At 53.4% G+C, this 13,767-nt stretch carries 10 protein-coding genes and 1 tRNA gene; 6 read left to right on the top strand and 5 right to left on the bottom strand.

What is annotated here, in order from left to right; genetic code table 11:
- The first annotated feature begins 165 nt into the window (after positions 1–165).
- Together VK725_RS00800 and VK725_RS00795 are read left to right on the top strand one after the other, a co-directional pair.
- Positions 166–242 (top strand) — tRNA-Arg (locus VK725_RS00800).
- A gap of 505 nt (positions 243–747) precedes the next feature.
- Positions 748–1,101, top strand: a complete 354-nt coding sequence (locus tag VK725_RS00795; protein WP_325316168.1) for a hypothetical protein — start codon at positions 748–750, stop codon at positions 1,099–1,101.
- 111 nt (positions 1,102–1,212) lie between these two features.
- Here the strand turns inward: VK725_RS00795 and VK725_RS00790 are convergent, their stop codons facing one another.
- Complete coding sequence (locus VK725_RS00790; RefSeq protein ID WP_325316167.1) at positions 1,213–4,641, bottom strand: hypothetical protein; 3,429 nt, start codon at positions 4,639–4,641, stop codon at positions 1,213–1,215.
- A gap of 812 nt (positions 4,642–5,453) precedes the next feature.
- Between VK725_RS00790 and VK725_RS00785 the strand changes: the two genes are divergently transcribed.
- Positions 5,454–6,182, top strand: coding sequence for a peptidoglycan-binding protein (locus tag VK725_RS00785; protein WP_325316166.1), 729 nt, complete (start codon positions 5,454–5,456; stop codon positions 6,180–6,182).
- Between the two features lie 871 nt (positions 6,183–7,053).
- On the opposite strand, the gene VK725_RS00780 is transcribed toward VK725_RS00785, so the two are convergent.
- Complete coding sequence (locus VK725_RS00780) at positions 7,054–7,425, bottom strand: lysozyme inhibitor LprI family protein (RefSeq protein ID WP_325316191.1); 372 nt, start codon at positions 7,423–7,425, stop codon at positions 7,054–7,056.
- A gap of 242 nt (positions 7,426–7,667) precedes the next feature.
- Positions 7,668–8,474 carry a tetratricopeptide repeat protein gene (locus VK725_RS00775; RefSeq protein WP_325316165.1) on the bottom strand — a complete coding sequence of 269 codons (807 nt, stop codon included), beginning with the start codon at positions 8,472–8,474 and terminating at the stop codon, positions 7,668–7,670.
- 1,090 nt (positions 8,475–9,564) lie between these two features.
- Here VK725_RS00775 and VK725_RS00770 point away from each other — a divergent pair.
- The 3 genes from VK725_RS00770 to VK725_RS00760 all read left to right on the top strand — a co-directional run bounded on the left by VK725_RS00770 (position 9,565) and on the right by VK725_RS00760 (position 11,897).
- Positions 9,565–10,470, top strand: coding sequence for an integrase domain-containing protein (locus VK725_RS00770; protein WP_325316164.1), 906 nt, complete (start codon positions 9,565–9,567; stop codon positions 10,468–10,470).
- A gap of 683 nt (positions 10,471–11,153) precedes the next feature.
- Positions 11,154–11,336 carry a helix-turn-helix transcriptional regulator gene (locus VK725_RS00765; RefSeq protein ID WP_325316163.1) on the top strand — a complete coding sequence of 61 codons (183 nt, stop codon included), beginning with the start codon at positions 11,154–11,156 and terminating at the stop codon, positions 11,334–11,336.
- A 369-nt stretch (positions 11,337–11,705) separates the two neighbouring features.
- Complete coding sequence (locus tag VK725_RS00760; protein ID WP_325316162.1) at positions 11,706–11,897, top strand: hypothetical protein; 192 nt, start codon at positions 11,706–11,708, stop codon at positions 11,895–11,897.
- A gap of 742 nt (positions 11,898–12,639) precedes the next feature.
- Here VK725_RS00760 and VK725_RS00755 read toward each other — a convergent pair.
- Entirely contained in the window at positions 12,640–13,488 is an 849-nt protein-coding gene (locus tag VK725_RS00755) for a nuclease-related domain-containing protein (RefSeq protein WP_325316161.1), read from the bottom strand.
- Positions 13,489–13,559: 71 nt separating this feature from the next.
- Positions 13,560–13,767: hypothetical protein (locus VK725_RS00750; protein WP_325316160.1), on the bottom strand; the 208-nt coding region annotated here is incomplete at its 5' end.

Here is a 13,767-nt window from a genome sequence, read left to right as displayed (position 1 = left end):
ACCGCACTGTTTATTCGTCTCAGCACTTTTCGCTTGACACACCGAAACCTTCGGGGACGTTGAGCGAGCAACTAAAAATAGGCCAAAAAAGCCGGGGCTGTCTCGAATCCTTCGACCACGTATAATCGCGCTGCTGTGGTTCGTCGCATCAGGAAGATATCCATCGCCCCCGTAGCTCAGCTGGATAGAGCATCCCCCTCCTAAGGGGAAGGTCGTACGTTCGAATCGTATCGGGGGCACCATTCTTTTGCTTGTTGGCAAACGTTGAAAAGCGACGACGGCGATACAGTGCCATCTCCCAATGAGTACAACCACGACGTAGTTAGATTGACTTGTGCGGCGCAAGTGCGCCCGCCAGAGCTTGTTTTCCATGCAGTGCTAGCCGAACAGCCCTTATCTCTGCGGCCAAAAATACTTTGCACTGCACAAATACCTGGACACGGTCCTGTCTCGCCGTCAGCTCAGCGACAGAATGGTGCGCTTCCGACGGGAAAAATGTTCCAAGCTAATCCTCAGCTGAATCTTTCGGTCTTCCCAAACGTCGTCTGTCAACGCGCCACAAGGACACCCGTTCATGGCGAATGCGCGAGGTGAGGGCACGCGATGGAAGCAAGACGCTTGAGGAGACACCATCGATTGTGCGCAAAAACAGATGACCCCGCCCGACGCATGCATGCCGCTTTCCCACAACGGGAAGGCGACAGATTCCACAAAGTAACGTCCGCTAACAGACTCAAGGAATTTGCCATGAATGCAAAATCGAAACTTACCGTCATTGGCCTGGTGATCGGTGCAGCGATTGCCTCCGGCTCGGTGATGGCACAGACAGCGCCGGCCAACAACGATGTTCCCGGTCATCCGCGCGTCAACGAAGTGAACAACCGTCTGCAAAACCAGCAGAACCGCGTCGACAACGGCCTGAAGAACGGCACCATGTCACAGGCGCAAGCTCAGCGCGATGACCAGCACGACGAGAACATCGCACGTCGCGAGAGCGCAGATGAAGCCCGTCACGGTGGTCACCTGACCAAACAGGAGCAGCGCAACCTCAACCGTTCCGAAAACGGCAACAGCCGTCGCATCTACAAGCAGAAGCACTAAGCCCCGATTGCACTGATCATGCAAGCCTCAAGCCTCCCGTGCGCAAGCACGGGAGGTTTTATTTTTCTATCGGCGGCACGGACCGCGTTGCTGCACGCGATGCGGCTCGGCTCAGCAACAACTCACTATCAGTTGTCGAATGCGTTGTTCATGTCCGTCCTCGACGAAGACGGTCAACACCAACCGTTCTCGACAGGTTCGCAACACGAGGTCGGCAATGCCTCGTTCGCAGCTCGTGAAGCGGTGGACACCCGAGCAGTTTTCGAGCAAGAAACCTTCGAAATCGCCGAAGCAATCGAACAACACCTCCGCGACTTTGCCCTGGTAGCGCACGAGCGGTACACAACCTGCGTCGCAACCGCTCTTGCCCGGTGCGGAACCGGAGACTGGACCGGGAGCTCCATTGGGTGAGGCTGGAATGGCACCCGCCTTACCGCCGAATCCGTTCACGCGCCCGACGATATACGACAGATAGCGCTGCAACACCGGGTACCAGCGGTTTGTCGTCGCCGTATTTTGGAACCGCCATTTCAGAATCGCGAGCGTGTTTTCCTCAGGCCACAGCAGCTTTTCGTCGGTCGACACGGGGATCGTTACCTGAAATGTGCCGACCACGTAGCGCCAATCAGTGGTCAAATTCTGGCGCACAGCCTCGCGAGATTGGGCCACTGGCTCAGGCTTGTTTGATTGGTCCGGCGGTTGCCGGCTACGGATTCGGCGCACGACGATCTCGAACTGCTGTCCGGCTTTGATCCCGTTCGGCAAATCGACGGTAAATAGCCCGGCAAAACCGGCACCCGATGCGAATGGAATCGGTAGATAGGTTACCGGTGCATCGACCGTGCACTGCACGGTGTTGTCATCGGTCGCGATCCACGGCGTGTCGGCATAAAGCAGCATCGACAGGCGCGTTACGTCGAGCGCGTTGACCTGCGGCCAATAGATACTCGCAACGCTGCCTTTGGGTACGTTGCCCCATTCGATCATCAGCTCATCGGGATAACCCAGCAGCGTAGTAACTGCATTGCTCGTACGCACGCTCGGTCGGTTGTCGAATGTCTGGGGAATGCGATGTGTCGCAGGGCCACCAGGATTGCCAGACCAAGTCACCTGGCAATTGCGTTGCGCAAGTTTGTCGGTGTTTTCCGGGCTCAACGTTATGCCATTGGAATTTATAATCGGCGCGCTGTCGTAAGCGATCTGCGCAACGAGACAGTGGTGCGTTCCCGGCAGCGCATCGGATGGCAATGCGCCGATGTTTAGATAGCAACCGAAATAATGATAGGTTTCCTTATTGCTCGACGCAGTAATCGTCGCCTCGTTCGCCCCCGGATCACTTCCGCCCTGATCGTAATCGCCCGAGCCATTGTCGGTAGCGTAGAAGGGAAAGGTGAGCTTGTCAGGTGGCGACGTCGTCGAATCGATACCCGGTAACGGCTTGTCGGGCAGATTCAACGCATCGTACGTGCACAGGTAAGTCGTCTGCGGATCGTAATCGGTGTCGTTGGATTGGGTGGCGAACAGCCTGAAAAATACCTTGACGTTGGTGGCCGTCGATCCTGCTCCTCTCAATCTGACACGTGCAATCGCAAAGTTATACGCGGTATGCGTTTTATTGTCCGGGCCCTTCACTTTATTCGACACCGATGATTCTTCAGTCAGATCATTCTGTTCCTGCAGTGTTGTGAACGGATCGCTGCCGCCTTGCACCGTGTAACCGTTGGATATGTCGTTGAGATAGAGCAGCACATTCTGGATGTAAGTGAAGGGACCGTCAGTTCCAGTTGGAAACGTGACGAACGGTTCCTCGTTCAGATCCGGCACAACCTGGAAGACCCGCAAATCCTGGCTCAAATAGAAGGCATTGGGCGGAGCGGTAGTCGAATCGACATTGGTGAAATACGGATCGGCGCCAGGAGTCAGTTCAAACAGCGCTTCGGCATTGAAGACATTCGAACCAAAGGCGATGGTCGCTTCGAGTGGATACACAATCGCGGACGACGTGCTATTCGGAAACGCCATGTTCGGGATCGACAACACCGTGAACGGAAACAGGATGCGCTGCGCAGCATTGGCGTTACCGCTATAAACCGGAGAGCCTGGCTGAAACAAGGCACCCGTCGCGGCGAAAGCTCCGGACAATTTAATCGTCGGGTTGCCGACCACGTTGGGCGCAAATCCTTCGAGTGCAAGATAAAACGCGTTGGCGAAATTCGAACCGCTCGTAGCAGCGCTCTGCACCTCATCGGAGCCGAACGTGCTCTTGAGCGTCCAAAAATGGAAGGTCGAGCTACAGCGCGCGAGCCAAGTGACGGCATTGACGTAGTAATCGCGGATCGGGTCCAGAATGGACTGAGGCAATCCCAGCGTCGTATTAGTGGGCGGCCCTGCTTGCTCATTCGACAACGGATCGCCAATCAAATTCTTGTCGAGATAGTGATGGAAGGTCGAGCCGGCAATGATTCGACCCACCCCGGCCCCCCAGCCGTCGTACACACCGATGGCGCCCTTCCATTTTTTTGTGGTCGTTGGGTAATCGGGTGTTGCAGGCGGTACCGAACCGTAATAGGTCGTGTGGCCGACATCGAACGAGTAGGCGATCACTTCCGGTGTCGGCTGATAATTGCCGATGATCGGAAACTCAGGATAAGCATGCGAGTTTCCGTGCGAGTCGGTAAACGACAGCGCGTTCGGTGTGCCGCCAGTGCCGTTCGGATTGAACGAGCCACCACCAGCTAAAATGGTCGTGAAATCCGTGGCCTCGCCTTCGTGCATATGATCCGGAAAATAGGCAATCGGCACACCTTCTTTACCGCGCAGTACAGCGTGGATCGGGTTTGGCGAAGTCGTCAGCGGATTGCCGCTGGCATCCATCAACGTCTGCGGCATCAGATCCGATTGATCCCAGAAAAAGTAAACCTGTTGCCCACCAAATAACGTGGCGTCCGGTTGCAGGGTGTCGAATCGGCTTGTCGCGCCGGGATAACCGGGTGACGAGGCATCGCCACCAACCGACCAATTCGGCGCGAATATCTGTCCTGTCGCCGGATCGGTAAAAACGTGGTCCCACTCGAACCACCTGCGCATCACTCGCACGCGTGGTAGGCCACCGCACATGCACGCGCCCAGGCCGTCGTGATCGCCGACCACGAACATGCCGCCACCGTTCTGCATGAAATCAGACAACGCGATCTGCTCATCGGGTGTGATATTGGAATTAAAGCTTTCCAGTTCACCCCCGTTGTAGCCTTCATCCCCGATCAGCCATATGACGTCATAGATCGACAGATCGGCGATCTGTGTAAACACGAAGTCGCCCGGATAGGTCAGATTCTGCGACGTGTCGGGATCTTGCCCGGCAAACTGGGCGCCGCGCCGATGCGCGGTATCAACCTGGATCGACGGGATATTGCTCGGATTGTTGAGGGCATCGACCAGCGTGACCAACGAAAAGCAATCCGCGTCGTAGTGCGAAGTGACTTGTGGCCCGTAGTTGAAGTTACTTCCATCGGTAACCATCAGGACTCTGATATCCGCCATATCCGTGCTCCTAAACCGCATCGCCAGCGATACGGCTTTCTGCGTGTGATAAGGAAGTCCTCAGCGCGATGTAGAGACGTCAAGTCACAACGCGTTGCCCGAAAGTGCCCTCCGCCGAAACGCTACGCCTGACATAGGAAAAATTTGGATAAGGAAATATTTTTGTAGCGGCGGCGATCGATGCGCGCCACGCCACTAAGGGGGACAGGTTGATTTGCGGAAAACGTTCTCGTTTTCTGCGATCAGCGAGTGACCTGGTGTGGGGTTGAACTAGACCCATTGCTGCATGCAGTGGCTCAATCCTGTGTTGCCGAATCCGCTGCTATGAGACGTATCAAGAATATTTGCCGGTCATGGCATGGTACGTCAGTCCGGGAAATGACGATCTACCGATCGATTGAATCGGGCGCGGGCACTCTATTAGTCGTTTTCAGACACCTCTTTCAGGCAGGTCTGATGTCAATGCCGCCTGAATGATGCGATTTTTGTACGGAAGGCTCGATCCTTTTATCTACGCGACTAAGTGGCGCGTAAGTAGAGCGCCTTGACGTGAGGCAGTCACCCAAAGCGCTTCGGGCGTATGCCATTGGGAACATGACCGCGATTCAATGGCTGTTCTCTTATTGCGCTAAACCTTTAATTGCTTATTTAAAAGGCACGAAAGCTAGCCTTCTTTTCTGGATGTAAGGGAATAAAGCACTTGCGAGTTTTCTCACATCCGACTTACGGAAGGTCGGATCGTCAAGTGCGCTCGAAACAAGGAACGTGTTGGTCACGCGGGTATTGCTTTGTGGTGGTCGATCGCGGAGGCTATGAATTCGATGATGGGCGAGCGTGATCTCAATGCTTCAGGCGAACTGCGCCAGAGCAGCCATATGGACAAAAGGCAGATGGTGGCGGCGGACTACATCGTCACGCCTTCCATCCAATTCTCGCAGGGTACCGGTCGTGCTGGCGGTGCGCTTGCTGCAGTAAGTGGTTCCTACGGCGCAATCCTTGGTGCCATCGCGGGTTCGATGAAAAGCAACGAAGCCTCCACGACCATGATGCTTACTGATTCGCGTTCAAGCGTGCAAGTGGCTGCCGCGCAAGGGAGTGCCAAGAACATTGACTTCGGCGTAGCCGGCTTGTTTGATCATTTTGGATCGGGCGGTGCGAGTCTCGGTGCTTACAGTGAGACACCAGAGGGCAAAGTAATTGCGGCGGCCTTCCTCGATGCCTACAACCAGATGGTCAAGGCTGTGCGCGAATACGCTCCCCAACGTGTTGCGGGTGGATTGGGTACGGGTGGCAACTTGAGTGTGGACGGGGCCGGGAATTCCAGCGCTGCGATAATGGGTCGTGCTGCTTCCGGAGCGGGTGACTATTCGCTGGCTGACGCACAGCGCAAGCTGGCTCAATTGGGCCTATACAGCAGCAAGGTCGATGGCGTTCCCGGTCCGGGGACGAACCGCGCCATCAGCACCTTCCAGAAAGCAAATGGCTTGTCGGTCACCGGCCAGCTTGATGCGGCAACGATCGACGCACTGCAGGCGCGTTGAGCACATCGGGATTAATCTTGAAACAAAACTGCGCGGGAGCATCGACTGATGCTCTTGCATTGTTCAGAGAGTTCTGGGTGTTTGTTCAGGAATGTGTTGAGCACATCCAAAGGAACGGGTGTAGGTAGTAAGGAACGAGACGAATAAGAAAGCGATGATGAGTGCGGCCATGCTGCCAATGAGTCATCCGGTAGGTGTCTACGCCGATACCGGTGTCGCGAGCCATGACCGCTTTCCCGGACCAAATGCCCCAGCAGGGGGATGTAGCCCCCTAAAACACCCACGCTTATTCGGCTTCAATGGGACGGCGTGGAAAGATACGGCACAAAAAAACCCGCCATTTGGCGGGTTTTCGTGGTTTCACGACACGTCGCTGGACGGCATGAAACAAGCAAGTGGTGCGGAAATAGGATTCATATCTTGGATATATCTTATTGATTTATATGCATTAGCAGAGGCTATGCCTTTATTTATACCCCCGAAAATACCCCCGTGACGAAAGACTGAGCCAGCTGGTTGCCTTAGCTACTTAAACTTAGTCGAATTTGCCCGCTCATCCTATCCACAAATAAATTATTGCGGAAAAGCTATGTATCTATGAACGTCTTCGAACGTAAGGTTATGCTCGGCTTAATTATCTGAGAATGGGTGTAAAGCTGTGCCATCGCAGTTCAAGGCTAACGGCCCCATTCGCCAGCACCTGGCAGGAAGTTCATCGCCGGTGTGCGTGCACCGGATCGAATGCATCACACGACCGATCGACGATGACCAGTCTGCCGGTCTGTATGATCAGCTGCGGGTCCACATCGACCGGCGGAAATCGACCCGAAGCAGACCTTAGTGAGACGCGGAAAAGCGCTGGCCTGAGCCATCAGTTGCCCAGCAGTTGCGCCATTTGATGGAGCACCTGTCTGCGTTGCGTGTAGGCCTCTTGCAGGCATTGCTGCACGACATCGGAGCCCGCCGTCCCCATAGTCACCTCGCCTTGCAGTTCGCAGTCCTTGCTGGTGAACGCGCGCCATTGCACTTGATCGGATTTTAACCACTCCGTGAAAATATTGGGCTTGGTTCCGGGAATACGATTGAAGTGATCATTGGCCGACATTAGGTCCGCGAAAGCGCGATCGACTTCCTGAGAGCGTTGTTGGCTTTGGCGGACCTCGCAGGCGATTTGATCACTGTGGCTGTTGAAGCCTTTGCTATCGCACGTCGGTTTGGCTATGGCCAGTTCACAGACGGCCATGCCGCAAAGAAGAAGTAGCAATCGAGCCCGCATAGATGCCCCCGTCACCCGCTGGTTAGTTCAGAGTTTAAAATGGATCATGCTCGACAATCAGGGCAAAACTACGTTCTAGAGAGGGCAACGAAGAAATGGAAGTGTCCGCTTCCGGACATTCGGGGCGTCACAGTGTTTGCTCTTTTCGTACTGGCAGCAGAACGACTGCGATAGGCATCTCTGCGCGCTAGCAGAGTTAACGGCGTCCCCTATTTAGCCAATGCGACGCATTGCTCCGCAAAAATCTTTAGGGGACTTTTCTGTTGCGCTGCTTTCCCACACCAATACAAGGCTGCAGTTTTGTCTCTGGCTAAGCCGGATGATGCCGTTTCGTAAGATTCGCCTAAGTTCAGTTGCGCAACAACGTTGCCCTGCTCGGCGTCTTTCCGCATTTGTTCTACCTCTTTCCGATACCAATATGCAGCTTGCGCGGAATCTTGCTGAACTCCAATGCCAAACTGATAATCGGCCCCAAGTCGGCCTTCGGCGAGCGTATTTCCCATCTCCGCCCCTCTTCGATACCATGCGACTGCTTGCACGGGATTTTTGGGGGCGCCGAATAGACCATTTCGATAGAGTTCTCCGATCTGTTCCGCGCAGTTTGCATTTCCATGATCGGCGGCCTTTTCCATTAGCGTCAACCCCTGCGAAACGTCATGAGGCAGGCCGCCGTATCCCTGTACGTACCTCTCGCCGACGAAGCATTCGCCTTCGACGTCACCTTGATTCGCAGCTTTCTGATACCAAACGGTGGCTTGTGCCGGATCTTTAGGGACACCCAATCCGGAATCATACAGTTTGCCCATACCCATTTCTGCTCTTGAGTTTCCTTGTTGAGCAAGAGGCTGCCAAAGTGCGATTGCGGTTGCGTAGTCCATTCTATGCAACGCTGCTGCCGCATCTTCAAGCTGATCTGCGGCGGCGGTATTGATCATGCCTAAGACCAATGCGGCCAGTGCGGCCGCACGCGCGCACACCCCAAAACTGTCGAAGCATCTCGAAATAGGATGCATCATGGCTACTCCGAGGTATCCGAAAACAGATAATTGGCAAAGAAGGCGGCCACCGATTGTTAGCGATTTGGGCTTCAATGTCGACTGACCGCTCCTGGCCGATTCCGGCCGGTGGACTGATCATGATCGATTGGTCGTACTGATCAACTCTGTCGGTGTGCGCACCGGTGCTTACGCTGCTTTAAGCAGTTGCAAAACTCAGCGTGCCGAAAGAGTGACGCACGTAGCGAACGCGTAAAATCCATACTGAAATCAAAGATATCGCAAAGAAACGCTCCAGTGACGCCAAAGCGAAGTGCAGGTAAATCATTGAGATGCGTTACATCGAGCGAAACGCGTTGCCTGCCGTTAATACCTAGCGCTCACGCTTTTAGACATTCCCGGTCGCGTGAGGTCCGCGAGGAATGCCTTTTAAAAAAGATCTAATTGACCATATGGTCTCTATTCGCTCCATATGATTCCATGCCGATAATCTGACGAATTTGCGTAGCAAAAAACGGTTGCAAGAAGCTAAATTCTCATTTACAAAGAGTCACCAACTAACTGGTCGTGACGCCCCACGTTTGCGGCGCTGAAGTATGGTGATAGGTGGAAAGGAGAACCTTTTCCACGCTTTTATAACTAAAGGTGAATTCACGTCTTGCCGTGAATTCACCATATAAATACTGTTTGTTTAATTCTTGAGAATGCTGGTCACCTTTTCCAGTGAAGTCAGCATGGAGACATATCACCGCTGAGTGGGTGGTACGTCACCTAAAATATCCCTGACCTGGCGCGGTCTGCGTGTCGTGCCCATTCAATAAATACCGATCTCTCCGACCTCGCTTTCGGAGAACTCTTTTCATCTCTTATTGCACTTGCCGTCATCGACGACGTCGTGCTTCCCGTCAATCTTGTTTCATTCCCTCGCCTCACAGAGGCTCGCCCCTCTAGCAGTAATAACTGTGCATCGGTTGGATCTGCCAACCGTTTGCGGGGCTCGTTACTCAACTACTTTCAGCCGTGCTGAGAGGGGATGCGATTTGCTTTTGGAATCAGAGCCGTCAGCACGGCACCATGCTTGCAGTTTAACTTCAACCAGATAGGAGGAATTATGTCTAAGAAAAACGCTTTCGCTGCGAAATGTCGCGAAAAGATTTTGAGTATTAAAGGTTCGCATCACACGAAGGAGGCCCGTACTAAAACGATCGGAAAATTTTCCGATTTGGTGTTCGAATTAGGCTTCACTCATTTGAAAGATCCGCACGACATTAGCTTAAAAAACCTCGTTGTATACGTTGACTACCGTAAGGATGAGGGTGTCGAGATCAGAACAATTCAGAACGAATTATCTCACCTGAGGAGCCTCTTGCGGAAATGCGGGAAAAAGGAACTGGCCGATTCTCCCGAGGCGAGCAATCGCGCTCTCGGGGTTTCTGGTGGTTCCCGGATCGGTAAGAAAGAGCCATTGACGAACGATGAGCTTAACGTGGCTTACATGCGGAGTGAGCGATTGCAGCGAAAGGGCATGGGATGCGCGCTTGGGTTAGAACGGTACTTAGGACTTCGCGGTAATGAAGCGCTTCATGCTCTTCCGGACACGTTGCGTCGATGGCTTCGTGAATTGGATAGCACACAGATTATCTTTGTGATCGCGGGTACGAAGGGTGGTAGAACTCGCTACGTCCACATCAAAGACGTTGGAAAAGCGCGCGCAGCGATATGCCATGCACTTGACGTGGCATCTGCACAACACGGCTTTCTGGTGATGCGAAAGAATGGTGAGGCAGCGGGTGGTCTGCGTCAGGCTCGCGGGATTTATCACACATGGATGCACCGCGCGGGTATTAAGCCTCACGCCGCTAGGTACGCCTTTGCATGTTCAAATTACGTCGCCTATCTTGGAGAGGGCTTCTCTAACAGGGAGGCTTCACTGTTAGTGGCCGCGGATCTCGGTCACGGTAGTGGTCGTGGTCGTTGGATTCGAAGTGTGTACACCAGGAGCTTGCGTGGTAAGTAAGATCCATGCATCAAGAAGTTATTAGGATGCGACCTCAGGCACTTAAGGGCGCGCCAAAATTTTGGCGCTCTTTCTAGTTTTCAAAGTGGCTAATTAGTTTTTTTGCTCTTTCGTGCAACAGACCACTTGTGCTTAAATGGATCTTGAATTATGTTTAAATCGCGCAACGAATCGCGTTGGATCGAGGTCCATTACCTCCACTACATGCAGAGTTCTTGAACTCTAACCCTTCGCAAGAAGGTCGTGGTTTGCGAGAGCTTTTATTTGAAGATCGTCTTTCTAGATCTCCGATTTTCAAGAACTCAATCCCTGTTGGGAGATTGTGCCCAACTGAGGTTCAGAGCCTAAATTTCAGTGCTTTGATAAAGCATTTGTATGCGAAATTTTGTTTGTTGCGGCGACCTTGTTGCTTGCAGACTGTCCTTGGTCAATTACAGCTAATGCTGATTTTGTGTCCGTGCTTGATGCGCGCGCGGTACCTTAGATCAAGGTTACTAGTCCTCAATTCCGCATCGGCAATCTCTCCTCCTCTTCATTGAGGACCCTAGCCCCGAATTTGGTGCGACATTCGATGGTTCGAGTGTGAGCGGATCAGCATGATCGGCTAGCTATGCTTCATGGTGAGATATGCGGGGGTTTGAATTCCCAAAAAACAAGAAGCTTTAGGCAATTGGGAATTTTTTATGTCGACATTCCTCACTGAAAAAGACGTTTTGGCAAAAATTCGTATTTCCAAGTCTGAACTCTGCCGGTTAGTGAAAGCAGGGAAGTTTCCCAGTCCCATCAAACTGTCCCCGCGCTGTAAAAGGTGGGTTTCGGACAAAGTGGAAGCCTGGATGAATGCATTCATCGACGGCAATCGCTAGTCTGCAGTTCATAAGATTTTGTGGCTTCCTGTTTCGCCGCGAACGGTATTAGTTTCGGTCGTTCGCGGCTCTTTCTTCAACAGCTCGGTAATGAAAATCATTGTTCCTCAGTCCAGTCAGACAGGTCTTCGCTATGCGCGTTCGCTCAGGTACTCTTCTTCGTTGTAAGGGGTGGTCGCGCGACTGGCACAATCTAACTCAAAGGAATAGAGGTTAATTACCGGAAGTTGTTAACTATTCTCGCCGCACATTTTGTTGTCAGCTCGATGAGCATTTCAAAGCAGCCCATCGGCGCGATACGAACTCACTTTCGAACATCTCGTGGAATAGAAAGCACAGGTGCCGTACCGCATCTGCGTCATGAGAATCGTGAAACACCTCTTCGAGCGCCTCGATGAAGCCACACAGGTTCTGTTTTTCACTCGCGCAGCACGATTTTTCGACTTGCTGCCACCAACCGTCGAATATCCATTTGGCGACGGCGACGTCATGGACGCGGCTACGCCAACCGGTTCGCTGGATCCAATCCAGGGCGTCAAGCCAGGGACGAGTGACTTGTGAGATATGCATAGTTGAACCTCCGCTATGAGTTTTGACCTGTCTGAGCTTCCGCAAACAAATCAAGCGAACCACAGTTGGGAGTTGAGGCAACCTATTCTCTGGCGTGCTTCGTCAGTAACATGATGGCGGGAAGAAGTTCCGGTCGTAGTCCATGAAGGACAGACTCAATGACTCGGGAGGAGTTATCCCCAATTGCGCTTAGGCGTGGCAATTCTCATGAATTGCGCATGTTCATTTGACGCAGTCATTTACTGACTCTTGCGCCAATCGAAAGCTGTTTTAGAAATAGGTTCCGTTTTCAGGTGGGCCGACATGAACACCTTTTCCGGAGTACCTCTACACGACATCTACGGCCGCGCTTGTTAGTCCGGTAGGGCGGTTAAATGGTTGCCACGTCAGACCAGGAGAGGATATGGCTAAGAAAAAGCAATCGGGTTCTCGGCAGGGTCTCTACATCAATCCAACCGTGTGGCGCGGACCGAAAACGATAGTGTCGGAACACCTTGTGAAACATGGAGTCGATGCCAAGGTGTTCAGCATTAGAGAGGACGCCATGCTCTCTAAGATTCTTATCAGTAAGATCATTGTGGTCGTAACGAAAGATGGTAGTTAGTCTGGGTGGCAGGCATTACCCAGGTGATAATAGTGACGTATGAGTCGCGCGGAGGTGCCATAAATAGGCTCATCGTGCCTCCCGCACGAGATGTAACAGCGTGTGCCGTTCGACTTGACCAGCGCTTCGTCAAGTCGATGAGGGTATCCGGCGCGGGCGAGAACCTTGCGCATGGTGCGCGTGGTCCTGGGTGATCAGGCGCGTAAGTGCCGCAGTGTCATGGGCAGGTGCGTGGCGTGCGCATTGCTCGAACAAGCGCTCGACCTCCAAGGATTCCAGGGGGCCTACGTAGTTGACTGTGGGCTGCACGAGGCTCCCCATGCGTGCTTTGGGATGAGTGAGCACCACGGCCGTCAATATGGTGGTTTCCACCTGACGTTTAGCAAGAAACGCGCTTAGCGCGCCGCACACGTCGTTGATCTGTTGCGCGGGACTGCGTCCGCCGCGATCCGTGATGGGTATATGGCGTTCCTTACAGTTTCCATAGTTGTCGTACTTGTCGCGCTCCCAGACATCCCCACGGCAACTGATCACGCCGGCAATGTTCTTGATCTCAATCCCAAGTAATCCTGGTGGTCCAACCAGAATGAGGTCGCCTTCTCCCTTTTGATTCTTATAGCCAGTAAAAGCGGTCCACGCTGGACCGAGCTGTGCTTGCAATCGCATCAGGAGTCGGCTCTCGCCATCATTACCGGCTTCCCATATCCGTTCCTGATCACTTGCCTCAGGCATGCGCGGTGACGCTGGTGCGCGACGACATGCATTGATCATGACGTGCAGCGCGGCTGCTGTGAATGCGCCGAGACGGCGTGCTTGCCATGCCTCACGCGCGTGTTGACGCAACGCCTGTCGATGCGCGCTGAACGTGCGCAGCGCTACGTCGTGCGCTTGCTGTTGATCTGAAAACGCTGCTTCGCGAGCCTGGCGTGCTTGGCGCGCTTTGTCACCGGTGTGATCGGAAAGAGTGATGACCTGCATGGATTCCTCGGTGATGCGTTCGGTTAGAACGGATATGAGTTCGGTGGCGCGATAAAATGGGGAGTGCTGCCTCAGGTGTCGTGAGGAAACGTGGATGTCACGCCGAACGGATTGCCATGAATATCGAGGCTGCCGAACATTGGTGAGCCGTCCACATTGAAACTGGGGGAAGTAACGCCGTACATATTTCCGTGGATGTCCAAAGACCTATCTATCATTGGCGTGCCATCGATGTTGAACGCCGGGGTGTCCAGGTGCGAGTGGGTCAACCGGTCGGTG

This window comes from Dyella sp., assembly GCF_035486915.1.
Taxonomy (GTDB): domain Bacteria; phylum Pseudomonadota; class Gammaproteobacteria; order Xanthomonadales; family Rhodanobacteraceae; genus Dyella_B.
The sequence above is the reverse complement of the archived record's forward strand: the minus strand, read 5'-3'. Positions and strand labels throughout refer to the sequence as shown.

Bases quoted from the DNA above. Each gene is read 5' to 3' on its own strand.
- VK725_RS00795 (WP_325316168.1), top strand. From the start codon at position 748: ATGAATGCAAAATCGAAACTTACCGTCATTGGCCTGGTGATCGGTGCA.
- VK725_RS00790 (WP_325316167.1), bottom strand. From the start codon at position 4,641: ATGGCGGATATCAGAGTCCTGATGGTTACCGATGGAAGTAACTTCAAC.
- VK725_RS00785 (WP_325316166.1), top strand. From the start codon at position 5,454: ATGAATTCGATGATGGGCGAGCGTGATCTCAATGCTTCAGGCGAACTG.
- VK725_RS00780 (WP_325316191.1), bottom strand. From the start codon at position 7,425: ATGGCCGTCTGTGAACTGGCCATAGCCAAACCGACGTGCGATAGCAAA.
- VK725_RS00775 (WP_325316165.1), bottom strand. From the start codon at position 8,474: ATGATGCATCCTATTTCGAGATGCTTCGACAGTTTTGGGGTGTGCGCG.
- VK725_RS00770 (WP_325316164.1), top strand. From the start codon at position 9,565: ATGTCTAAGAAAAACGCTTTCGCTGCGAAATGTCGCGAAAAGATTTTG.
- VK725_RS00765 (WP_325316163.1), top strand. From the start codon at position 11,154: ATGTCGACATTCCTCACTGAAAAAGACGTTTTGGCAAAAATTCGTATT.
- VK725_RS00755 (WP_325316161.1), bottom strand. From the start codon at position 13,488: ATGCAGGTCATCACTCTTTCCGATCACACCGGTGACAAAGCGCGCCAA.